This window comes from Gordonia liuliyuniae, assembly GCF_021738805.1.
GTDB classification, from domain to species: Bacteria; Actinomycetota; Actinomycetes; order Mycobacteriales; family Mycobacteriaceae; genus Gordonia; species Gordonia liuliyuniae.
Window position 1 is genome coordinate 154,421 of the sequence record NZ_JAKKOR010000003.1, and the last position, 23,319, is coordinate 177,739.

A 23,319-nucleotide genomic window follows, 5' to 3' on the forward strand; every position below is an offset into this window, starting at 1 on the left:
CTGTTCAGACGCATCGAAGGAGACTCGTCATGGCCATGGATATGGACCGCATGCTCACAATGATCAAGGATCGCCAGTGGGCGCTCGCCGACATCGACTGGGACGCCCCCGGCGCGGAACTGATCGAACCCGAACTCTGGGCCAAGCTCAAGCCGTTCCTCTCGGACCTGATGTGGATCGAGAATGTCGGCGCACGGGGTTTCGCGGCGATGGCCAAGAAGGCTCCGAACCCGACGCTCAAGAGCATCTACGAGCATTTCCACGCCGAGGAGCAGAAGCATGCGAACGCCGAACTGGCCCTGATGCGTCGGTGGGGGATGCTCGACGGCGACGAGATCCCATCGCCGAACGTCAACGTGCAGTTGATCATCAACTTCTTGGACAAGCATTCCGACGGCATGTCCCTGTCGTTCCTCGGGACGGTGATCCCGATGCTCGAGGTGGCCTTGGACGGCGCGCTCATCAAGTTCATCACTGACGAGGTCAAGGACCCGGTCGCGCAGGACGTGTTTCGCCACATCAACGCCGACGAGTCGCGGCACCTCGCCGTCGACTACGAGGTGATGGACTTGCTGGGCCACGCGGACGTGCGCAAGCTGATCGCCGACTTCGTCGGCGGCTGGATCAACCCGTCGCTGATGATCGGATTTCTCAGCTACATGCCGTTGCTGAACAAGATGCGCGACAACATCGTCGCGATGGGGGTCGACGAGCAGAAGCTCTACGGGGCGATGAAGAAGTACCGTGCGGTCGGCGAACGTAGCAAGTATGTGAACCGGCTCCCGATGTTCCGTCTGGTTTCCCTGCACGGCTCGTGGGTGACCAACCGCGACAACCTCCCGTACCACTTCGTCGCGGACAGTCTCGTGAAGATCACCGGCAAGATTCCGTTCGAACTCGTCCACCGGACCCCCACCTGGTCGCAGGAACTCACCTACGAACCGGCAGCCTGAGAGAGGCGACACATGGCGATCGCAGTAGCTGTCATCGGAGCCGGATTCGCGGGGATCGGCGCCGCAATCAAGTTAAAGCAGAAGGGGATCGACGACTTCGTCGTCTTCGAGCGCGGGCAACGCGTCGGCGGGACGTGGCGGGACAACACCTATCCGGGTGCGGCGTGCGACATCCCGTCCCAGCTGTACTCGTACAGTTTCGCGCCGAATCCGGAATGGACACACACCTACTCCGGCAGTGCCGAGATCCTGGACTACATCGACACGATGGTCGCCGAGTTCGGGGTCGCCGACCACATCCGCTTTGACCGCGAGGTGAGCGGGCTCTCCTATGACGAGACGGCGGGGGAGTGGACGGTCAATTTCACCGGCCGCCGGCGCGCGGTGAAAGCGCGGTCGGTAATCATGGCGGCCGGACCGCTCGCGAACCCGTCGTACCCGGACATCCGCGGACTCGACGACTTCGAGGGACACCGAATCCACAGCGCGCGATGGGATCACGACTACGACTTCACCGGTAAGAAGGTCGCTGTGATTGGCACCGGAGCCAGCGCGGTGCAGATCGTCCCGCATCTGGTGCGGCAGGCCGCGTCGGTGAAAGTCTTCCAGCGAACGCCCGGGTGGGTCCTCCCGCGCGTGGACATGGAGACCGGCGAGTTCGCGAAGAGCATCTATCGACGGATCCCAGGTGCGCAGCGGCTCGCGCGGGCCGCGTGGTTCTGGGGTCACGAGTCGGTCGCTCTCGGCGTCGTGTGGGACACACCGCTCACGCGTGTCGTCGAAGCGGTGAGCAAGCTCAACCTCCGTCTCCAGGTCAAGGACCCGTGGCTACGGCGACAGCTGACGCCCGATTTCTCGGCCGGATGCAAACGACTCTTGATGACCAGCGACTACTATCCGGCGTTGCAAGCGGACAACTGCCGACTCGTCACGTGGCCGATCGCGCGCATCGCGCCGAAGGGCATCCGCACGGTCGAAGGCGTCGAACATCAGGCGGACGTCATCGTGTTCGCTACCGGCTTCGAGGTCGGCAAGCAGTCGACGCCGTTCCCCGTCTCCGGGATAGGCGGCCGGATACTCGCCGACGAGTGGCGGGGCGGCGCGTACGCGTACCGCAGTGTGAACGTCGCCGGGTACCCGAACCTCCACATCACGTTCGGTCCCAACTCCGGGCCCGGGCACAACTCGGCGCTCGTCTACATGGAGGCGCAGATCGAGTATCTGACGGAGGCGATAGCCACGCTCGAACAGAATGGGTGGAAGGCGCTCGACGTCCGTGACGAAGTTCAGACCGAGTACAACCGCAACATTCAGAAGCGGCTCGGTGCCACGACCTGGAACTCCGGGTGCCAGAGCTGGTACCTCACCGAGGACGGATTCAACGCGACCATGTTCCCGGGTTTCGCGACACAGTTCACCAACCAGTTGGCACGCGTGGATCTTCGCGACTATCGGATTCTCGTGCATGAATCGTCTCCCCACGGGGCCGCTGCGCCCGCCATGTCGGGATAAGCTCGACCGATGACCGAGTACCGGATCGACGACCTCGCACGGGAGTCTGGCACTACGACTCGGAACATCCGCGGATACCAGGAGCGCGGGCTGCTGCCGATGCCGTTGCGTCGCGGCCGAGTGGCGATCTACACCGAACGGCATCTGGCGAACCTTCGGGCGATCAACGACCTCCTCGGCAAGGGCTTCAACCTCAAACACATCGCGACGTTCCTGACGAACCCCCGTGCGCGGGTTGGTGAGGCCTTGGAACTCCCGGACGTGCTCGGCGAACACTGGTCGCGCGAGCCGCGTCGTCGGATGACGACGCGCGAGGTGGCGGCGAAACTGGGGTCGGCCGACGACGCAACGATCGACCAACTCGTGCGTGCGGGCATCGTGCGCAGGATCGACGGTACGACCGACGTCGAAGCCGTCGACGCCCGAATCGTCGACAACCTCGCGACCCTGATCGACCGCGGGATGCCGTTCGAGGCGGTCGTTCGCACACACGCCGAGTTCACCGAGAAGCTGTCGGACGCGGTGCGCGTCCTGATGCGTGCGGGCCACGACGAATTCATCCGCCGCGAAGGCGTCGGCTGGGTTCCGCGGACGCCCGACGAGCTCGCGTGGGTGACCGACCTCCTGGCAGCGATGCGTCAGGCCGCCACGGACAACGCGTACACGGCGCTGGACCGTGCTCTCGATGCTGCGCTCGACGAGCAACTCCGCGAATACGAGGAGACGGCCCACCGGCCGATCCGCCCGTAGGCCCGGCTGGTCAGTGACGCCCGGCTGGTCAGGATCCGACTCGCGCGGACACGGCTCACCCGCCGAGGGATCGTTCGGTCTCGCGGGTATGATTCTCGTGGAAGTGTCCGGCTCGACAACGCCGTCCCGGGCACTGCGAATCGACGGTTGACGCCAGTCGATTTCACCGATCTGACATTCGCTGACAGATCTGTACCGCTGCCTACCGCAAGCGACGCAGGTCAGTGGCCGAACGGTGTGTGTGCTGCCTCGCAATATCGAGGAGCGGGCGCACCAGGTCACAACAAGCGGGACAATGTCAGCGACGAATACAACGAGTTCCACAAGAACACGATCGAGAAGAGGCAGCGACACCAATGACCTCCACGAAGCAGACGATCATCTACACGCTGACGGACGAGGCTCCTCGCCTGGCGACCGAAGCGTTCCTGCCGATCATCCGCACCTTCGCCGAACCCGCCGGGATCGACGTCGAGACGAGCGACATCTCGGTCGCCTCTCGGATCCTGGCCACCTTCCCGGACTATCTGACCGACGAGCAGAAGGTTCCCGACAACCTCGCCGAACTGGGTCGTCTCACGCAGTCCCCGGAAACCAACATCATCAAGCTGCCGAACATCAGTGCGTCGGTGCCGCAGCTGAACGCCGCGATCCGTGAACTGCGGGAGAAGGGTTTCGCGGTACCGGACTTCCCGCAGGATCCGAAGACTCCCGAAGAGGAGCAGATCCGCGACCGCTACTCGGCGTGCCTCGGCAGCGCCGTGAACCCGGTTCTGCGCGAAGGCAACTCGGATCGTCGCGCGCCGAAGGCGGTCAAGGAGTACGCGCGTGAGAACCCGCACAGCATGGGCAAGTGGTCGATGGCGTCGCAGTCGCATGTCGCGCACATGACGCACGGCGACTTCTACGCCGGTGAGAAGTCGATGATCATGGACCATGCGTGTGAGGCTCGCATGGAGGTGGTCACGCCCGACGGTCAGACGCACCTCATGAAGACCGTGCCGCTCGACGACGGTGACGTCATCGACAGCATGTTCATGAGCAAGAAGGCGCTCCTGGATTTCTACGAAGAGCAGCTCAACGACGCCAAGGAGACCGGCGTCATGTTCTCGCTGCACGTCAAGGCCACGATGATGAAGGTCTCGCATCCGATCGTGTTCGGTCACTGCGTCAAGGTGTTCTACAAGGACGCGTTCGCCAAGCACGGCGACCTGTTCGACGAGCTCGGCGTCAACGTCAACAACGGCATGGCCGACCTGTACGAGAAGATTGAGACCCTGCCGGCGTCGAAGAAGGAAGAGGTCATCGAAGACCTCCACCGCTGCCACGAGCACCGTCCGGAACTGGCCATGGTCGACTCGGCACGGGGCATCTCGAACTTCCATTCGCCGAGCGACGTGATCGTGGACGCCTCGATGCCCGCCATGATCCGCATCGGCGGAAAGATGTACGGCGCCGACGGTCGCAAAAAGGACACCAAAGCGGTGATGCCGGAGTCGACGTTCGCCCGCATCTACCAGGAGATCATCAACTTCTGCAAGACCAACGGCTCGTTCGACCCGACCACCATGGGCACCGTCCCCAACGTCGGTCTCATGGCGCAGAAGGCGGAAGAGTACGGATCGCACGACAAGACCTTCGAGATCCCCGAAGACGGCATCGCCAACATCGTCGACGCGTCGACCGGCGAGGTCCTGTTGTCGCAGAACGTCGAAGCCGGTGACATTTGGCGCATGTGCATCGTCAAGGATGCGCCGATTCGCGATTGGGTGAAGCTCGCCGTGACCCGCTCGCGCGAGTCGGGCATGCCGGCCGTGTTCTGGTTGGATCCGTACCGCCCGCACGAGAACAACCTGATCACCCTGGTCAAGAAGTACCTGCAGGACCACGACACCGAGGGTCTGGACATTCAGATCATGTCGCAGGTTCGCGCGATGCGGTACACGCTCGAGCGCGCATGGCGCGGCCTCGACACGATTTCGGTGACCGGAAACATCCTGCGTGACTACCTCACCGACCTCTTCCCGATCCTGGAACTGGGCACCAGCGCCAAGATGCTGTCCATTGTCCCGTTGATGGCGGGCGGCGGCCTCTACGAGACCGGTGCGGGCGGCAGTGCGCCCAAGCATGTCAAGCAGCTCGTCGAAGAGAACCACCTCCGGTGGGATTCGCTCGGTGAGTTCCTCGCGCTCGCGGCGAGCCTGGAGGACCTCGGCCGCAAGAACGACAATCCGAAGGCGAAGGTTCTCGCCGAGACCCTGGACGCGGCGACCGGCAAGTTGCTGACGAACCGGAAGTCGCCGTCGCGCACCACCGGTGAGCTCGACAACCGCGGCAGCCAGTTCTACCTCGCGCTCTACTGGGCGCAGGAGTTGGCCGCGCAGACCGCCGACGCTGAGCTGGCGGCGCACTTCGCCCCGCTCGCCGAGAAGCTCGCCGCAGATCAGCAGACGATCATCGACGAACTGTCCGCGGTGCAGGGCAACCCGGTCGATCTCGGTGGATACTACGAGGCGGACGTCGAGAAGATGGTTGCCGCGATGCGTCCGAGTGCAACGCTGAACGCGGACTTCGAATCGGTTCGCGGCTGACCTGTCACCACGAAAGCGACCCCCGAGAATCCTCGGGGGTCGCTTTCGTAGTGTCGCACTGGGCCAGGAGCTGATTCAGAGAACGTCGTCGACGACGAGACCCTTCGCTTTGGGGATGGCCATCGAGCTGACGAACGCGACCACACAGACCGCCAGGCAGACGAGCACCGTGATCGAGTACGCGGTGATCGTCGGTGTCACGACGACACCCGCACGCATGTGCGTCGTGACGGTCGACGCGGTCAGCACCATGCCGACGACCGCGGTGGACGTCGACGTGCCGATGGCGCGCATCAGCGCGTTGACACCGTTGGCTTCGCCGGTCTGCGACGTCGGGACCACCTGCATGATCAGGGCGGGCATCGCAGAGTAGGCCAGACCGAGTCCCGCGCCGACCAACGCACCGGACACCAGAACGGACAGCCAGTTGACGGTCCACGGGCCTTGCAACGCGAGCAGGAACACCACGTAGCCTGCGCCGATCACGAGGCCCCCGAGGGCGAGGGAGATGCGGGCGCCGCTGCGGTCGGTGAGCCATGCACTGACATAGGAGAACCCGAACATGACCACGCCCATCGGCATCAGGACGAGACTCGCGAGAACCATGCTCATGCCGACCCCGCCCGGCGTCTCGGTGGGTGCCATCAGGAGTTGGATCGGCGCCATCTGCGACGCATAGAACGCGAAGCCGGTCGCGATCGAAGCAATGTTCGTCAACATGATCGGTCTGCTCGTCAGTACGTCCAGGTCGATGAGGGCGTTGCTCGCGCGTCGCTCCCACCGCCACCAGACGACGGAGGCGACCACGAACGCGGCGAACAGCCCGACAGTGATCGGTGCGCTCCAACCCCATTCGGCGCCCTTCGACACGGGCAGGAGCACGAACGTGAGGACGGCGGTGAGTCCGACGGCGCCGAACATGTCGAACTGTCCGCCGGACCGTTCGGGGCTCTCCGGGACGTACAGGCGAAGCCCGGCGGCGCCGGCGAGGGCGGTCGCCGCGCTGACCCAGAAGAGCGCGTGCCAGCTGACGTGTTCGGCGATGATCGCGGCGAACGGCAGCCCGAGCGCACCGCCCACACCGAGGGACGCGCTCATGGCACCGACCGACGCCCCGAGTCGGTTGGCCGGGACGATGTCGCGCAGGATGCTGATGCCGACGGCGATCGTGCCGATACCGATGCCCTGGAGGGCTCGGCCCACGAGAAACGGAATCAGTGCGGTCGACAACGCGCAGATGATCGAGCCGACCGCGACGAACCCCATGTTGGCGATCATCACGCGCCGTTTGCCCACCATGTCGCCGAGCCTGCCCGCGATCGGTGTCGCGACAGCGCCGACGAGCAGGGTGATGGTCAGCGCCCAGGAGGCGTTGTTCGACGTGGTGTCGACGAGCGAGGGAAGTTGGGGGATGAGCGGGACGATGATCGTCTGCATGAGCGAGACGACAATGCCTGTCGCGCACAGGACTATGACGGCGATCCGAGGGTACGGCTGTGACGTAGTCAGGGTTTTCAACTTTCTAGACAACTATTCATCGTCAACCCTATGGCCTGCCCGCGTCATTCCATGCCGCTCGATCCGCCGATTCGGCAGTGTCCCTCGTCACCGGCTCGAGGAGTCTCGATTCCGCTGGGGTGTGCGGGGACGGGCAGGTCAGAACTCGTACTTGTCGAGAAAGTCGTCGATGGCGGCGGCGAACACCTGGTTGTCGTCGCCTGCCACCATGTGGCCTGCCGCGCTGACGTCGGCTACGTCGGCGTGGGGGACGAGGTCACGCATCTTGGCGACGCCCGCTTCGCTGACCACGTCCGATTGTCCGCCCCGGACGATCAGCGTCGGGATGTCGATCTGTCGTGCGGCGGCACCGAGTCGTTCGGGATCGGTGTGGCGGCGGGGTTCGTTCCCGGACGCCATGATGAACTGTGGATCCCAATGCCAGTACCAACGTCCGTCGTCGTGGAGTCGGACGTTCTTCTTGAGGCCGTCGAGGTTCCTGGGGCGTTCACGCCCGGGGTTGTAGTCGGTGACCGCATCGGCGACTTCGTCGAGTGTCGCGAAACCGTCGATGTGGTCGGTCATAAACGCCTTGATCCGGTCGATACCCTCGGGTTCGACGTGGACGACGACGTCGACCATCACGAGGGCGGCAGCGGTGCCCGAATGCTCGCCCGCCGTGCACAGACTGGTGATTCCGCCGAGGGACGCGCCGATGAGGACCGGTGCCCGCCCGATCGTCTCGATGATGTGGCGGAGGTCGCCGACGAACGCGTCGATGCCGTAGTCGCCGTCGGCCGCCCAACTGCTGTCGCCGTGCCCTCGGAGGTCGATCGTGTAGACGTCGCGGCCTCGCGCCGCGAGTGCGGATGCGCTTCGATCCCACGAATGGCGTGTCTGTCCGCCGCCGTGGAGCAGCATGATCGGAGCCTTCGACGATGCCTGAGCGACCCATCGGTCGCCGGCTATCCGCATCGACCCGCGGTCGATGACAAACGGCTCAGGCAAGATGTCAGACATTCGTGTTCCTTCAGTTGTCATTCGATATTTCAAACCTACACATAGGCGGAATAGCCACCTGTTTGGGGTGGTGAGACCGGTTTGCGAGGTCCTCGATTGAATATGTTTCGAAATCGAAACCTAGTAGTTCGGTGACGAGGTCGGTAATACCCGCTACCCTCATTGCGGGGTCAATGCTGACGCATTCACCTGAACCGGATGTGACAGAGAATTGAAGGGGATCAAATGACGAAGATCGTGCGCCGTCGCTCGGCCGGCATCATCGCGGCTCTGGCTGTGACGACTCTGGTCGCCGCAGGATGCAGTGACGACAAGGACGACGACGCTTCGAAGGCGTCGGGCACCGCCACCGAGCAGTCCGCCGACATGGGCGGTTCGGAGTCGGCGTCGGCATCGGGAACCGAGAACAGCGAGGATGTCTCACTCGACGCCGCGGACGGATCGAAGGTCACGCTGACCGGCCCGATCGCCGCGAAGTACTCGTCGGCGACCGAGAAGCAGAAGACGGACCTCGGCAAGCCCATGACCGGCGAAGATGCGTCCGGCAAGGGGGAGAACGGCGTCTCGTTCCAGCAGTTCGACGGCGGCGTCATCACCGCGAAGGGCGACAACGCCTACGTCACGTGGGGCAAGATCCGCGACGCGTGGAACGTCGACCGCGACAAGTCGGGCAAGCCGTCCGACGACGGTGAAGGCGGTTCGGCGGGCCCGTTGGGCGCACCGACCAGCGACGAGACCGAAGAGGGCGACATGAAGAAGTCGACCTTCGAGCACGGTGAGATCACCTATAACACCAAGACTCAGAAGGTCGAGGTCACCGTCGACGGTAAGGTCGTCGACACCGAGTAATCGGATTTCGACTCCGGAATGCCCCGTCTGCGACCACAGGCGGGGCATTTCTGCGTTTATCCCGGTCAGGTGGGGTTTATCGCGGTTGTGCGCGAATTGGGAAGATACGCGAAACGACTCTGATGAAATTGCTGGTGTACCGTCGGCCACGTGACCGGTGCGCGCGGACGATGGAACCACAACATCCACTATCACCGCGTGGTGCTCGACGCAGTACCCGACGATGCTCGGTCGGCGCTGGATGTAGGGACCGGTAACGGACTGCTCGCCGCCGATCTTCGTACACGGATCGGGGACGTCACCGCGATCGACGTCGACGAGCATGTTCTCGGGTCGGCACGCGACGAGATCGACGGGGTGCGCTGGATCTGTGGCGACGTCATGGATTACGAGCTCGACACGTTCGATGTGGTCGCCTCGGTGGCGACGTTCCATCATCTGCCGGATCCGCGGGCGGCGCTCCGGCGCCTCGCGGACCTGACCGCGCCGGGCGGTGTGTTGGCTATCCTGGGACTCGCGAGGCCGTCGAATCCGGTCGACTACGCATACGCGGTCGCCGGAGTCTTCCAACACCGTTGGCTGTCCTGGCGCAACGGATACTGGGAGCATTCAGCTCCGACCGTCTGGCCGCCACCGCAGACCTATACGCAGGTCAGAGGCGACGTTCTCGACGAGTTGCCCGGCGCGACGTGGCAGCGTCTGCCCATGTTCCGGTACTCGGTGCTCTGGCGTAGACCCTACGGTCCGCCCGGTCGTGCCTAGAGTCCCGGACTTCGGGTCTCAGGCCCCGGGCGCGTCGTCGACCAGCTGGTGTCGAACGTCGTATGCAGAGCGCATGCGTTCCATCTCGATGTCACGCTGCCGGTACCCGCGGGCGACGAGTTCGTCACGCCCGCCCGCCGCAATGACGCGGAGCTTCTCGCCCGCGGAGAGCAGCGGACGCATCACCACGAGCAATCCGGTGAGAAGGCTCGGTGCGACGTGCAGTTCGTCGGCGGCGTCGTCGCCGAGGAACAGCCGTTGCAGGCTTCGCATCAGCGACGCGGCCGTCGAGCGTCGCCATCGGTCCGGAACAGGCAGGACCGCGGACAGTTCGGGGACCAGATAGTCGTCGGTGAGCGCGGTGACGAACTCAATGTCGTCTGGGCCAGGCCCGGGGGAGGTCAGCCGGTAGAGGTCTTCCACGCGGACGTGGTCGGCGGCCGACCGCGGATTCAGATGGTCGTCGACGCCGATGAGGTGTCCGACGTACCGCCACAGATGGTAGATGTCGTCGAGTTCCCGATCGGTGAACCGGACGCCGAGCTTCTCCATAGCGTCTATCGCGACGTGCCCGAACTCGGCGATCGTGAACGCCATGTACGGCTGAGGAATCGGGACGCCCCACGCCTCGTCGTTCCAGAGCCCGGCCGCGCGGAGGCCGCGACGGACGTGAGCGTGGATGACGCGTACGCGGACGGTGTAGGCGAACCCGTCGCCGTCGCGGCGCATGCCGCCGGGACTGATGACCTTGCGCAGCCATTCACCGACTTCGACTGACCGGACCGCGGGCTGCGAGACGTAGCGACCGGTCTGCGCCAGCGGCTTGCCCGCGATCGTGTTGCCCGCCCCGCGTAGGAGCGACGCGGCGCCCAAGACGATCCCGAGCGTCGCCGTGTGCTGGACGAGAGCGTCCGCTGCGCGATCCATCGCTGCGTGATCGACCCATGCGGGCTCGTCGTCGAGCATCGCGAACAAGGCGCGCAGGGACGGTGGTGCGTCGTCGAACGCATCGATGCCGTCGGCGAGTGCGGCGGTGACCGCCTGTGTCGCGGAGCCGGAGAGGAAATCGTCGTTCACGACGGCGTCGGCGAGTGGGTCGGCGTCCCACATCGCATCCAGCCACCGTGCGCCTGCCGGGCCGAACCGATAGACGGCGGTATCGGTCTCGACGAGTTCGGTTGGGGGCTGCGTTGGCATGGATTCAGTCAAACACGAGGAATCCTCACTTACTATTCACTTTCATGACACCACCGAGGAGCCCCGCCGGGAGAGCGACGCCACGCCAACAGCGAAGCATCGCGATGCGCGAACGTCTACTGTCCGAAGCGGTGCGGCTGCTTGAGGAGCATCCCGGTACACGCCCGACGACGCAGCAGATCGCGGACAACGCCGACGTCAGCATAGGTACCGTCTACCGATACTTCGCATCGATGGATCCGCTCATTGAGGAACTCCGGTCGAATGCGGTCCGTGACATCAGCGCGGATCTGGCAGCCGGGGTCGGTGCCGCGCTCGGACAGGAACCGGTCGACTCGATGGTCACCGTCGTCGAGGCCCTCACGTCTTCATTCGAACGCCACACGCCGATTCTGTCCGTGACGATGACGGCGAGCGATGAGGCGCGGCTCTGGCCCGACGCGGAGGGTCCACTGCTTGCGCTGGCCCGCGTGATTCCGGCGCGACTCCGCCCGGACCTGACTGGCCGCGAACTCGACGACCTCGTCTTTCTCACGATGGGCGCCACCGCGAGTCTGTGTCTGCGAATCGCGCTGTTCCGCCCACCAGACGCGGACCGCGACGCTCTGGTCGGGGTCGCCGCGCGCATGCTGTTGGCAGCCTTCACGAAATGAGCCGGCCCACCGGCCCCGGGAAACCCCTGATATGTGAACCAGGGTCGGGGTCAGGGCGCTCCCGGATGTGCGTACCTGCTGGTCAGCGTTAGTTTCATCGTGATGATGAACCTCGACGACGGAGCCCGGCAATGATCTCAGCACACGAACTGACTAAACGATATGGCGACAAGGCCGCGGTCGACGGGATCGACTTCACGGTGAGACCGGGGAAGGTGACCGGGTTCCTCGGCCCGAACGGCGCCGGGAAGTCGACGACGATGCGGATGATTCTCGGATTGGATCGCCCCACCTCCGGCTCGGTCACCGTCAACGGTCACCCGTACGCGGAGTCGGCCGCGCCGCTGCGCGAAGTCGGCGCACTGCTCGAAGCTCACGCGGTGCATCCCGGCCGATCCGCGCTCGGGCACCTGCGGTGGCTTGCCGCGAGCAACGGCATTTCGCATGCACGGGTACGACAGATCCTCGACCATGTCGGACTCGAAGGCGTGGCTGCGACGCGGGCAGGCAAATTCTCTCTCGGCATGCGTCAGCGGCTCGGTATCGCGGCGGCGCTCCTCGGCGATCCGCCCGTGGTGATCCTCGACGAGCCGGTCAACGGTCTCGACTCCGAAGGAATCCGGTGGGTGCGGCGACTCTGTCGGCAACTCGCCGACGAGGGACGTACCGTCTTCGTCTCCTCCCATCTCATGGCGGAGATGTCCCTGATGGCTGACCACCTCATCGTCATCGGACAGGGAACGATTCTCGCGGACGCGTCCATGACGGACTTCATGACCGATCACGCCCCCAGCTATGTACGGCTGCGGACTCCCGAACCCGCCGACGCCCGGCGAGCGCTGGCACGGGCCGGACTCAACGCTGCCCCGGTCGGTGACGAACTGCGCATCGACAACGTGAACGCATCGTCGGTCGGCGACGTGCTGTACGACGCGGGCGTCCGCGTCCACGAACTGTCGGGGGTGCAGTCCTCACTCGAGGAGGCTTTCATGACCCTGACCGCCGACGCCGTCGAATATCACGCGCACCTGGACCGATCCGCAGCCGAACCGACGCTCGAAGGAGCCTTCTGATGACTACCGCAACCATGCCGGCCCGGCCCGTCGACGCGACGTTCGCCGAGTCCGCCGCTCCCGGATTCGGAGCCGTGCTCCGTGCGGAATGGATCAAACTGTTCTCGGTCCGCTCAACCTGGTGGACGCTCGGCGCCACTGTGGTGCTCGGAGCCGGTCTCACCGTCGTCCTGTGCGCCGCGAATGCCGAATGGCTCGCCTCGGACACCGCCGACGAGGCGCCCGGGTCGTTCATCACGTGGGGAATGATGGTCGCCCAGATCTGCGCGGTGGTCATCGGCGCGCTCTGTGTGACCAACGAGTACGGCACCCGCATGGTGCAGGCGACATTCGCCGCCGTCCCGTCGCGAGGCCGGGTGATGCTCGCGAAATCGCTGCTCGTCAGCTCGTTGATGTTCGTGGTCGGCACCTACACCGCACTGCTCGGATACTTCGGGGGCAACTACTTCCTCGATGCTCAAGGCATCGGGTTGTCGTTCGACGGCGCAGTCGCGCGGTCCATGTACGGCAGCGGCCTGTTCCTGGCGGGCATCGCCCTGCTCGGTGTCGCAGTCGGATTCCTCGTGCGACACACCGCGGGAACCATCACCGTCGTGCTCGCCGTCATCCTGATCCTCGGCAACATGGTGATGATGGTGCCGGGCGCTTTCGGAGAATGGCTCGGCAAGCTGATGCCAGGCAACGCGGGGCAGGCCATCTCCACTCCCGTCCCGTTCACACCGGATCTCCTGTCGGCGTGGCCCGGGTTCGGTGTGTTCGCCGTCGAAGTGGCTGCCGTCCTAGCGGTCGCGTGGGTGATGCTCCGCCGGCGCGACGTATAAGCCGCAACGTTGGCACTCGAACCGCTCCTGGGGAACGGTGCGAGTGCCACCGTTGCTAGTACCGAGACGACGGAGCGTTCAGCTTCCGTCGTTCCACCGTGTTCGTGCCCGTCACGACGCTCAACGGGGGGACGTCCTTCGCGACGACGGTGCCCGCACCGACCACGGAGTCGTGTCCGATCGTGACACCGGGTGCGATGGTGGCGCCCGCTCCGATCCACACGTTGTCTTCGATGACGATCGGCGCGTGGGTGATGTAGTCGAATCGTTCGTCGGGCTCCACGGGGTGCCCGGAGGTGCTCAGCGTGACGCGCGGGCCGATCAGTACCCGATCGCCGATGGTGACGCCGCCGTAGTCGAGTAGGAAGCAGCCCTGGTTGATGAACACGCGGTCGCCGAACGAGGTGTGGAGGCCGTAGTCAGAGTAGAAGGGCGGCAGAATCGACAGCGAGTCCGGGGCCGGTCGCCCGAAGATCTGCGTGAACTTCGCGGCGCGGCCGGCCGTGTCGGTAAAGGCCAACGCGTTGAGTTCGGCGCACAACGTCATCACGGTCTGAACGCGCGCTGCGAACGCCTTGGATTCGGGAGTTCGGGTCGGCATCCGTCGTTCCTCGCGCATGCCGACGAGGATGCCAGCCGCGCGCGACCTACGCGCGACGACACTCCGCCGGGCCGCGTCGCGGCACCAACGACGGGCTGGCTCGGTCGGCCTGTCCTACAGTGCGTGGATGAGCGTGCGACGAGACTTCGAAACGGGAAACCAGCCGGACGGTGAGCCGGCGAGCGGTGTGTCCGAGGTACTAGCGCGTCGATATCTGACGACGGATGCGGCAAGGCAGGCGAAGGTCGAGGCGTGGCACGGGAAGGGGCGTCGTACGGCGCGTGAGAACATTGCCGATCTCGTCGATGAGGGGTCATTCGTCGAGTACGGGAGGTTCGTCACGCCCGCTCAGGAAGGTACGCGGGGGCTCATGGACCTGGTCCTCGACGGCCCAGCGGACGGGATCATCGGCGGCACTGCGACCATCGGCGCCCGGGCCTGCGCAGTTCTCTCGTACGACTATCTGGTGATGGCCGGGACGCAGGGTATGCGTGGTCACCGCAAGTCGGATCGGCTTATCGAGGTCGCGACCCGCATGAGTCTGCCGACGGTGTTCTTCACCGAAGGCGGCGGTGGCCGGCCCGGCGACGTCGACTGGCCGATGGTGTCTGCGCTCGACGTCGGATCGTTTGCGTTGTGGGGCGCCCTGACCATGCCGCGCATCGCCGTGGTCTCGGGTCGATGCTTCGCGGGCAATGCGGTGCTCGCGGGTTCGGCGGACCTGCGGATCGCCACCCCGGACGCCAATCTGGGGATGGCGGGCCCGGCGATGATCTCCGGCGGCGGACTCGGTGACTTCGCGCCGGAGGAGATCGGGCCCGTCTCCGATCAGGAGCCCAACGGTGTGCTCGACGTCGTCGTCGACGACGAGGCCGACGCGGTCGCCGTCGTCAAACGGATCATCGGATACCTCGATCAGACGGCGCCGACGACAGTCCTCGACGATCGCCGACAAGAATCGCTGCGGGATGCGTTGCCCGCCAACGACCGCGAAGCCTTCGACGTCTGCCCAGTGGTCGAGACGATCGCGGACGAGGACACTGTCACATGGCTGCGTCCGGCGTACGCACCCGAACTGGTCACGGCGCTCGCGCGAATCGGCGGCCACCCGGTCGGGGTCGTCGCGAACCAGTCGACTCATGAGGCAGGCGCGATCACCGCGAATGCGTCCCGCAAGGCAGCCGACTTCCTCGAACTGTGCGAGCGGTGGCGTCTGCCCGTGGTGTCGTTGGTCGACACGCCAGGGTTCATGGTCGGGCCCGACGCCGAGCGCGGGGGACTGGTGCGGGAGGCGTCGCGCATGGTGAACGCGGGAGCTCGGTTGACGACGCCGTTGATCGGCATCGTGCTGCGACGCGGGTACGGTCTCGGCGCGCAGGCGATGCTCGGCGGCAGCACCCACCGGCCCCTGATGACCGCGGCGTGGCCGACCGCTCACCTGGGGCCGATGGGGTTGGAGGGCGCGGTCCGTCTCGGCATGGCCAAACAACTCGCGGCGATGACACCGGACGAGCGTGAAGACGTCGTCCACCGTGCCACGGCAGAGATGCGCGACCACGCGAAGGCGCTCAACGCCGCACGGCATTTCGAGATCGATGACGTGATCGACCCGGTCGCGACGCGGGCCCTGATCGTTGCGACGATCAGTCGCGCGTGACGGCCGTCACGCTACCGGCGCCGCCCGTTCGTGGGACGTAAATGCGTTGACCGGCGGACGCCGTCGTACGACGATCCTCGGATGATCATTCGTCGAGAGCGTTCCGCCGATGTTCCCGCCATCCGTTCGGTGACGTCCGCAGCGTTCACGAACGCCAAGCGCAGCGCACCGCCCAGCGGTCCAGGGGCGGACCCGGGCGAAGTGGCCCTGATCGACAGCCTGCGCGCTGGGTCCGAGTGGATTCCAGAACTGTCGTTGGTAGCCGTCGACGGCGAACAAGTCATCGGTCACGTCGTGTGCTCCCGTGCGTGGGTGGACGGTAGGCCGGCCGTTGGCCTGGGCCCGTTGAGCGTGGCTCCCGACCGGCAGAGTTCCGGGGTCGGCATCGCCCTCATGCACGCTGTCCTCGGCACGGCCGACGCTCTGGGCAACCCGATCGTCGGGCTGCTCGGCGAACCGGCATACTACGGCCGATTCGGCTTCGTCCCGGCTGCGACGAAGGGAGTCGTCGCTCCGGATGCGTCCTGGGGCGACTACTTCCAGGTGCGCACGCTGTCCGCGTACCACGGCGAGGCGGGAAGTTTCCGCTACGCGGCGGCGTTCGACGACGTGTGACCCATCGATACCGCGCTGATTATCGGACAATTTCCATAGTTGTTGAAAAAATGTTGTCGCCTGGCCCGAGGTAGCGCTACCGTCGTCAGGCGAGTTCAATAACGACGACAGAATCGAGTTGACCAGTGACGTCTGCGAGCGAACCAGTCGGAGCAGGTCCGGACCCTCGGCGGTGGAAGGCGCTGGTGTTCATCTGCCTTGCGCAGCTGATGGTGGTGCTCGACGGCACCGTAGTGAACATCGCTCTGCCGTATGCGAAGCACGATCTGAACATCAGCGATGCGAATCAGCAGTGGCTGATCACCGCGTACGCGCTCGCCTTCGGCGCGCTGCTGCTCTTCGGCGGCAGGATCGCCGATCTCTGGGGCCGACGACGTGCGCTCATGATCGGACTCGTGGGTTTTGCGTTCGCCTCCGCTCTGGGCGGCGCCGCAGTCAACGAAGCGATGCTGTTCGGGGCGCGGGCGCTCCAGGGCGCATTCGGGGCGTTGCTGGCTCCCGCCGCGCTGTCGTTGCTGACCGTCATGTTCACCACTCCGAAAGAGCGTGCACGTGCGTTCGGCATCTTCGGCGCCATCGCCGGTGGCGGCGCGGCCGTGGGCCTTCTCTTGGGCGGACTGCTGACGCAGGTGCTGGACTGGCGCTGGACCATGTACATCAACGTCGTGTTTGCCGCCGTTGCGTTGGCCGGGGCCATCATGGAGATCAAGGAACCACCGCGAGATCACGATCACGTGGTCAAACTCGACATCCTCGGAGTCATTCTGGCGGGCGCAGGCCTCGCCGCGGTGGTGTACGGGTTCAGTCGGGCGTCGGAGACCAGCTGGACCGACACCGGGACGGTGGCGAGCCTCGTCTCCGCTGTGGTCCTGCTGGCTCTGTTCGTCGCTTGGCAGACCAGGAGCAGCTATCCATTGCTACCGCTCCGGGTGATCACCGATCGGGCTCGCGGCGGCGCATACCTCGCTGTCGGATTGTCGGTGATCGCGATGTTCGGCTCCTTCCTGTACCTGACGTTGTACATGCAGACCGTGCACCACTATTCGCCGCTCAGTGCGGGCGTCGCGTTCCTTCCGATGGTGCTCGGTATGTTGATCGGGTCCACGCAGATCGCGGCACGGCTGATCACGCGGGTTCCGCCGCGAAATCTCTTGGTTCCCGGCGCGCTACTCGCCGCGTGCGGAATGTTGCTCTTCACCCAGATATCGGCGGATTCCACCCGATATTGGAGTGTGATCTTCCCGGCCCTGCTCATGCTCGGCATGGGAATGGGCACCGTGTTCATGACTGCGATGAACTTGGCGACATTCGGTGTGGAACCGCATGATGCCGGTGTCGCTTCGGCCATGGTGAACACGTCGCAGCAGGTGGGCGGCGCCATCGGCACCGCGTTGTTGAACACGTTGGCCGCGAACGCGGCGACCGCCTACATCACCAGCAACAAAGGATCTGTACGTGGGCCCGACGACGTCGCACACATGCAGGCCCTCGCCCTGGTGCACGGCGAGAGCGTCGGCTTCTATGTCGCCGCGGGCATTCTCGCCGCAGTCGCGGTGATCACGGGTCTCTTGATCAATGTTCGTCGGCCGATCGGTACGCCCAACGAACCGACCGACGCCGCACCGGCCCCGGCATGAACCGTGGCCGGTGGCAGACATCAGAGATCGTCGCAGGCGAACGATCGCGTGGATATTCGCCGGCTCGACGTCATGACACCTTGAGCACTGCGCGGAAGTGCACGGTCGCCGCCATCATCTTGTCGTAGGCTTCGGGCGCCTTCTCCAACGGGAACACCTCGATGACCGGCCGGGTGCCAGTGAGGACGCTGAACTTGATCGCATCCGCCATTGAGTCCGCCTCGGTGAAGGTGCCCTTCACCGTTGCTTGCCCACCGAGGAAGTCGAGTGCGGACCAGCCGATCGGGTCATCGGAGACGGCGGCGAGGACCAGCTCGCCGCCGGTGGCCAGACCACCCAGCAGGGGATTGATGACGTCGGCGTGCGGGGCGGTCGCGATGATGACGGTGGCCCCGCCGAGCTCGGTCAGGCGCTCGGCGACGTCGTCGGCCGCAGCGTCGATGTAATGGTGGGCGCCGAGGTCGCGCGCGAGGTCGGCCTTATCCGCGCCGCGAGAGATCGCCACGACTTCGTATCCGGCCTTCGCGGCGTACTGCACGGCGAGGTGGCCTAGGCCGCCGATGCCGGAGACGGCGACGACGTCGCCGATGCGTGACTTGCTGTTCTTCAAAGCGCTGAAGACGGTCTCGCCCGCGCACAAGATCGGTGCGGCTTCTTCCGGGCTGATGCCGTCGGGGATCGCGACCACACTGCCCTGATACGCCGTCATGTACTCGGCGTAGCCGCCGTCGATCGTCATGCCGGTCGTCTCGCCGTGGCCCGCATGCCAGCCGACGCCGACGCGCTGGCCGGGTTGCCACCCTTCGACCCCGGCTCCGACGGAATCGATCACACCGACGACCTCGTGGCCGGGGATTCTCGGGTACGACGATGCCCACCCGTCGACGATCTTCGCCTCGCCATGGCACACCCCGCACGCCTCGACCTTGATCCGCACCTGCTCGTTGTCCGGTTCGGGAACCGGAACGCTCATGAGCTCCAATGCCTGTCCTACCGCGGGAACATGGACAGCCTTCATCGTCTTGCTCGTCACTGAAATCTCCTCGTGCTCCATCGCGCAGCGCGCGCGAGTTGAGCCGACCGTGCGGCCGGTGAGTACACCGTCGCAGCCCGGTACCGCTGGCGGGTTGCCCGATCATGGCCGAAATCTGCCTGATAGTGCCGCCGCGCCATTCTCGTCGTGACCGGTCCCTGCCGTTAGCCAGACAGTCAGCCACTCAGTCGGCGGGCGGTGCCGGGTCGTCGCGCTGGGCGATCTCACGCAAACGCTCCTGGACGCGGGCGAGATCTTGGCGTGGCGGGCTGCCGAACTCTCGCTTGTACTCGCGCGTGAACTGGGAGACGCTCTCGTATCCGACGTAGACGGCCGCGTCGGCGACACTGCTAGTACCTTCGAGCAACATCCGACGAGCTTCGCTGAGCCGCAACACCTTCTGGCATTGCAACGGGCCCATCTGGACGGCGCTCCGGAACTTCCGGTGAAAGGCCGACGGGCTCAACCCACTCGCACGAGCGAGTTCGTCGACCGTGAACGACTGCCGGTAGTTCTGCTTGATCCAGCTGTTGACGTGGTAGATGTCGGACGCACCGTGCAGGTTGACGACGGTGCCGGCGACTGCGTGACCGTGGCGGCCGATCAAGAGTCGATAGACGATCTCGCGGCGCAGGTGTCTGGACATGAACGTGCTGTCCGTTTGCGTGCTGACCTTGACGAGTCGAGCTAGGGCGTCCAGCAGTTGCGCATCTCCGTCAGGCGACGCGTCGCCTGACGGAGATGCGCCTGTGGGTCCCTCGTCCAGCTCGAGGAGCACGGAGCCGATCTCGTCGATGGAGAAGTCGACAATCAGCGCGAGCCACGAGTCTGTAGCGTCGGCCATTGTCGGCGTCTGGACCTCGGATACGACGTAGTCCCCGGCTTCGAACTGTCGGACGGCGCCCAGTTGGTGCAAAGCCAACGTACCGACGAGCACGAACATTACGTACGGTCGCTCCAGGCTCGGCATCCGCACCGTGCCACGCTCGCCCCGGTAGACGGCGAGTCCGGGCATTAGGGGGTGAACATCGACGGCGTCGGGCGCCAGGTCCAGCACTGCGCGCCGCAGTGTCTCCACTGCGTTAGCCGCGTCGCCCATTGTGCGTCTCCTGTGAACGGGGTACGGCATCGATTCTATCGATGAGGCAATCGGGCTTCGTCTGCTCGTTCGCGGCGAGATCGAGCGCCGACCCGGCTCAGACGTCGGTGAGCAGTTCGGTAGCGAGTAGTCGCGCACGGGCGGCGATGTCGTCGCGTACGAGGCGCATGCGTTCGATTCCGTCGATGCCGTGTTCGGATGGCTCGTCGGTGTCCCAGTTGACGACTCGGACTCCGGGCCGGTCGACGACCGCCTCCCGACCGAGCGTGACGACGAGGTCGACGCGGTGGAGTACATCGGGGTCGATCGGCTTCGGTACTTCGCCGATGATGTCGATGCCGATCTCACGTAACGACTCGGCGGACAGTGCATTGACCGCGGTGCCGGGTCGAGTGCCTGCCGAGTGGACTTCGACGGTGGCGCCGGCGACGTGCGTCATGAGCCCGGCGGCCATTTGGGACTTGCCGCCGTTCTTAACGCAGACGAAGAGGACCGACGGACGTGTCACCGGACGTTCCTTGCGGCGGTCGTCGGGGCGGCGGTGAACGGGAAGCGTCTCCGCAGCGCGAGTGAGACGTAGACGAGGGCGACGAGAACTGGTACTTCGATGAGCGGTCCGACGACGCCCGCGAGCGCTTGGCCGGAGGTGGCGCCGTAGGTGCCGATGGCGACTGCGATCGCGAGTTCGAAGTTGTTGCCGGCCGCGGTGAACGCGAGTGTGGTGGTTCGGGCGTAGCCCAGGCGCATTGCTGCGCCGAGCAGGTAACCGCCGCCCCACATGACGGCGAAGTAGGCCAGCAGGGGGAGTGCGATTCGCACGACGTCCCACGGCTTGGATGCGATCTGGTCGCCTTGCAGGGAGAACAGGATCACGATGGTGAACAGGAGTCCGTAAAGGGCCCAGGGGTCGATCTTGGGAATGAACGATTGTTCGTACCAGTCGCGGCCTTTGGCGCGCTCGCCGATCCGCCGAGAGAGGTAGCCGGCCACGAGTGGAATGCCGAGGAAGATCAGGACTGACTTCGCGATCTGCCAGGGCGAGGCATCGATCGTGGTCTGCTCGAGGCCGAGCCAGCCGGGCAGGACCGACAGATAGAACCAGCCGAGGACGGCGAACATGATGACCTGGAACACGGAGTTGATCGCAACCAGAACGGCAGCGGCTTCGCGGTCTCCGCAGGCGAGGTCGTTCCAGATGATGACCATCGCGATGCAACGTGCGAGACCGACAATAATCAGGCCGGTCCGGTACTCGGGCAGGTCCGGCAGCATCAACCAGGCGAGAGTGAACATCAGCGCTGGGCCGACGACCCAGTTCAAGACGAGTGATCCGATGAGAAGCTTGCGGTCGCCGGTGACCGTGTCGAGGCGGTCGTAGCGAACTTTCGCCAGGACCGGGTACATCATGATCAACAGACCCAGGGCGATAGGGAGGGAGACGCCGTCTATCTGGACCTTTTCGATAGCTGTGTCCACACCGGGGATCAAACGCCCCAGGAACAGTCCGGCGACCATCGCCACACCGATCCACACCGGCAGGAACCGGTCGAGCGTGGAGAGGCGGGCGACGACCTTGTCGTCTGTGGGTGCACTCATATGGGCTTCTTCTCGTCGAGCGGGGCGGGGTCAATTCGTAGCAGAGGGCGTGCAGCAGGGGGCGTCTATCGCTCGCGCGTCGCCGCTCGGATCGGACAGGAGCAGCGGGGTCTCGCCGAAGGTGTCCGAGTCGGCCAACACTGTGTAGACCTCCCAGCGTTCGCCGTCGGGAGCGCCGACCCAGACCTTGTCCTGGGTTGCGAAGCAACATGTGGTGTCGATCTGCTCTTCGGTGAACATACCGCCGTCGGTCAGGCGAGCGATCTCGCTGTGCACTGCTTCGCTGGAGTCTACTTCGACGCCGAGGTGATTGATGCTGCCTCCCTGCCCGGGATTCTCTAGCAGAACTAGTTTCAACGACGGTTCGGCGATCGCGAAATTGGCGTATCCGGGCTTCACCTTGGCCGGCGTCGTGTCGAACAGACGACTGTAGAACGCGATGGACGCGTCGAGGTCGTCGACGTTGAGAGCGAGCTGCATGCGCGACATGTGGTCTCCATGACTTTGATGAATGTCGAAATATGACATGCTCCGTTCTAGTTCATACTTTGATAGATGTCAAACTATTGGCTACGATGGTCGCATGCCTAAGACACTGCCCGTAGTCGACATCAGTGCTCCGATCTGTTGCGCACCATTGGCGGCGGGGTCGATGACGAGTGATGACGCCGTCGCGTTGGCGTTGCGTCTCAAGGCATTGGCAGATCCGGTCCGGCTTCAGCTGATGTCGATGCTGATGGGGGCGCGACTGGGGGAGGTGAACGCCAGCGATCTGGCGTGTGCCGTGGGGGTTTCGGGCGGCACTGCGTCGCACCATTTGAACCAACTCCGTAATGCCGGGCTGGTGGCGTCGGAGCGTCGCGGCGTGAACATCTTCTACCGGGCCGAACCGGAGAATCTCGAGGCGCTGCGACGAGTCCTCGATACGTGCTGCTGACGACAATCAGGGGTAGCGTAGAAGGCCCGATCCGTCAGGACATGGCAATGAAGATTCACGCTCGTTCATCAACTGTCCGGACAGCTTCGGTCGCGATCGTCGTCGGAGCCGCCGTCGCGTTCGGCGCGGTCGGACAGGCCTCTGCGGACGTCCAGCCCGGTGCGTACACGTCCACGACGTCGTCCTCGGGAGTGGTGTTGCTGCAGCGCACCGGCCACGTCGAGGGACACGACCTGGTGCTCATCGGCCGTTACCGTATTCATCCGACGTCCACGGGCGGCTACGTCGATTTCTTCCCGGGCCACCGTGTCTTTATGAACAGGGACGGACACGGCGGGTACAGCGGGCCCGCGTACTTCGGCGGAACCCGGATCGGCAGCTTCACGCTGACGCCGCGCCGCTGACCGACACGAGTTGTTGGCGCCCCGCCGCGCGGTGGTCGCCAGCGCTCAGACGAGCGGTGGGG

Annotated in this window: 23 protein-coding genes; 14 read left to right on the forward strand and 9 right to left on the reverse strand. The window is 65.0% G+C overall.

From position 1 onward, the window contains the following. The first annotated feature begins 29 nt into the window (after positions 1–29). The 4 genes from L5G33_RS04695 to L5G33_RS04710 all read left to right on the forward strand — a co-directional run bounded on the left by L5G33_RS04695 (position 30) and on the right by L5G33_RS04710 (position 5,806). On the forward strand, positions 30–953 hold the full coding sequence (locus tag L5G33_RS04695; protein WP_236996996.1) for a ferritin-like domain-containing protein: 924 nt from the start codon (positions 30–32) through the stop codon (positions 951–953). A 12-nt stretch (positions 954–965) separates the two neighbouring features. Beyond that, positions 966–2,465 carry a flavin-containing monooxygenase gene (locus tag L5G33_RS04700; protein ID WP_236996997.1) on the forward strand — a complete coding sequence of 500 codons (1,500 nt, stop codon included), beginning with the start codon at positions 966–968 and terminating at the stop codon, positions 2,463–2,465. Between the two features lie 9 nt (positions 2,466–2,474). After that, entirely contained in the window at positions 2,475–3,215 is a 741-nt protein-coding gene (locus L5G33_RS04705) for a MerR family transcriptional regulator (protein WP_236996998.1), read from the forward strand. A gap of 356 nt (positions 3,216–3,571) precedes the next feature. Next, a complete protein-coding gene (locus L5G33_RS04710) occupies positions 3,572–5,806 on the forward strand; it encodes an NADP-dependent isocitrate dehydrogenase (RefSeq protein ID WP_236996999.1) in 2,235 nt (744 codons plus the stop codon). A 75-nt stretch (positions 5,807–5,881) separates the two neighbouring features. Here the strand turns inward: L5G33_RS04710 and L5G33_RS04715 are convergent, their stop codons facing one another. Continuing rightward, the gene (locus tag L5G33_RS04715) at positions 5,882–7,324 is read right to left on the reverse strand and encodes an MFS transporter (protein ID WP_372476858.1); all 1,443 of its coding nucleotides are present in this window, start codon (positions 7,322–7,324) and stop codon (positions 5,882–5,884) included. Positions 7,325–7,462: 138 nt separating this feature from the next. Then, positions 7,463–8,323 carry an alpha/beta fold hydrolase gene (locus L5G33_RS04720; protein WP_236997001.1) on the reverse strand — a complete coding sequence of 287 codons (861 nt, stop codon included), beginning with the start codon at positions 8,321–8,323 and terminating at the stop codon, positions 7,463–7,465. A 225-nt stretch (positions 8,324–8,548) separates the two neighbouring features. On the opposite strand from L5G33_RS04720, the gene L5G33_RS04725 reads away from it, so the two are divergent. Beyond that, positions 8,549–9,172: an LGFP repeat-containing protein gene (locus L5G33_RS04725; protein WP_236997002.1), complete on the forward strand. Its 624-nt coding sequence runs from the start codon at positions 8,549–8,551 to the stop codon at positions 9,170–9,172. A 150-nt stretch (positions 9,173–9,322) separates the two neighbouring features. Continuing rightward, on the forward strand, positions 9,323–9,934 hold the full coding sequence (locus L5G33_RS04730; protein ID WP_236997003.1) for a class I SAM-dependent methyltransferase: 612 nt from the start codon (positions 9,323–9,325) through the stop codon (positions 9,932–9,934). A gap of 18 nt (positions 9,935–9,952) precedes the next feature. On the opposite strand, the gene L5G33_RS04735 is transcribed toward L5G33_RS04730, so the two are convergent. Then, positions 9,953–11,131 (reverse strand): oxygenase MpaB family protein, encoded by a 1,179-nt coding sequence (locus L5G33_RS04735; RefSeq protein WP_236997004.1) that lies wholly within the window; start codon positions 11,129–11,131, stop codon positions 9,953–9,955. Positions 11,132–11,175: 44 nt separating this feature from the next. Here L5G33_RS04735 and L5G33_RS04740 point away from each other — a divergent pair, with 44 nt between their 5' ends. The 3 genes from L5G33_RS04740 to L5G33_RS04750 all read left to right on the forward strand — a co-directional run bounded on the left by L5G33_RS04740 (position 11,176) and on the right by L5G33_RS04750 (position 13,678). Next, the gene (locus L5G33_RS04740; protein WP_236997005.1) at positions 11,176–11,784 is read left to right on the forward strand and encodes a TetR/AcrR family transcriptional regulator; all 609 of its coding nucleotides are present in this window, start codon (positions 11,176–11,178) and stop codon (positions 11,782–11,784) included. A 131-nt stretch (positions 11,785–11,915) separates the two neighbouring features. Then, positions 11,916–12,857, forward strand: coding sequence for an ABC transporter ATP-binding protein (locus tag L5G33_RS04745; RefSeq protein WP_236997006.1), 942 nt, complete (start codon positions 11,916–11,918; stop codon positions 12,855–12,857). Then, positions 12,857–13,678, forward strand: coding sequence for an ABC transporter permease (locus tag L5G33_RS04750; RefSeq protein ID WP_236997007.1), 822 nt, complete (start codon positions 12,857–12,859; stop codon positions 13,676–13,678). The genes L5G33_RS04745 and L5G33_RS04750 overlap by 1 nt, the downstream gene beginning before the upstream one ends. Positions 13,679–13,733: 55 nt before the next feature. On the opposite strand, the gene L5G33_RS19375 is transcribed toward L5G33_RS04750, so the two are convergent. After that, on the reverse strand, positions 13,734–14,279 hold the full coding sequence (locus L5G33_RS19375; protein ID WP_308191536.1) for a sugar O-acetyltransferase: 546 nt from the start codon (positions 14,277–14,279) through the stop codon (positions 13,734–13,736). A 127-nt stretch (positions 14,280–14,406) separates the two neighbouring features. Here L5G33_RS19375 and L5G33_RS04760 point away from each other — a divergent pair, with 127 nt between their 5' ends. From L5G33_RS04760 to L5G33_RS04770, 3 genes are all read left to right on the forward strand, one after another. Continuing rightward, positions 14,407–15,936 carry an acyl-CoA carboxylase subunit beta gene (locus L5G33_RS04760; RefSeq protein WP_236997008.1) on the forward strand — a complete coding sequence of 510 codons (1,530 nt, stop codon included), beginning with the start codon at positions 14,407–14,409 and terminating at the stop codon, positions 15,934–15,936. Between the two features lie 81 nt (positions 15,937–16,017). Continuing rightward, on the forward strand, positions 16,018–16,551 hold the full coding sequence (locus L5G33_RS04765) for a GNAT family N-acetyltransferase (RefSeq protein ID WP_236997009.1): 534 nt from the start codon (positions 16,018–16,020) through the stop codon (positions 16,549–16,551). 209 nt (positions 16,552–16,760) lie between these two features. Then, complete coding sequence (locus tag L5G33_RS04770) at positions 16,761–18,188, forward strand: MFS transporter (RefSeq protein ID WP_236997175.1); 1,428 nt, start codon at positions 16,761–16,763, stop codon at positions 18,186–18,188. 70 nt (positions 18,189–18,258) lie between these two features. Here the strand turns inward: L5G33_RS04770 and L5G33_RS04775 are convergent, their stop codons facing one another. The 5 genes from L5G33_RS04775 to L5G33_RS04795 form a co-directional block, all read right to left on the reverse strand. After that, positions 18,259–19,221, reverse strand: a complete 963-nt coding sequence (locus L5G33_RS04775) for a zinc-binding dehydrogenase (RefSeq protein WP_236997010.1) — start codon at positions 19,219–19,221, stop codon at positions 18,259–18,261. Positions 19,222–19,405: 184 nt separating this feature from the next. Then, entirely contained in the window at positions 19,406–20,320 is a 915-nt protein-coding gene (locus tag L5G33_RS04780) for an AraC family transcriptional regulator (protein WP_236997011.1), read from the reverse strand. Between the two features lie 97 nt (positions 20,321–20,417). Next, a complete protein-coding gene (locus L5G33_RS04785; RefSeq protein WP_308191538.1) occupies positions 20,418–20,828 on the reverse strand; it encodes an arsenate-mycothiol transferase ArsC in 411 nt (136 codons plus the stop codon). Next, a complete protein-coding gene (gene arsB, locus L5G33_RS04790) occupies positions 20,825–21,916 on the reverse strand; it encodes an ACR3 family arsenite efflux transporter (RefSeq protein ID WP_236997012.1) in 1,092 nt (363 codons plus the stop codon). Before arsB ends, L5G33_RS04785 begins: the two co-directional genes overlap by 4 nt. A 30-nt stretch (positions 21,917–21,946) precedes the next feature. Continuing rightward, on the reverse strand, positions 21,947–22,405 hold the full coding sequence (locus tag L5G33_RS04795; RefSeq protein ID WP_236997013.1) for an ArsI/CadI family heavy metal resistance metalloenzyme: 459 nt from the start codon (positions 22,403–22,405) through the stop codon (positions 21,947–21,949). A gap of 94 nt (positions 22,406–22,499) precedes the next feature. On the opposite strand from L5G33_RS04795, the gene L5G33_RS04800 reads away from it, so the two are divergent. Further along, on the forward strand, positions 22,500–22,853 hold the full coding sequence (locus tag L5G33_RS04800; RefSeq protein WP_236997014.1) for an Rv2640c family ArsR-like transcriptional regulator: 354 nt from the start codon (positions 22,500–22,502) through the stop codon (positions 22,851–22,853). Between the two features lie 47 nt (positions 22,854–22,900). Beyond that, a complete protein-coding gene (locus L5G33_RS04805; protein WP_236997015.1) occupies positions 22,901–23,257 on the forward strand; it encodes a hypothetical protein in 357 nt (118 codons plus the stop codon). Positions 23,258–23,319 lie beyond the last annotated feature (62 nt).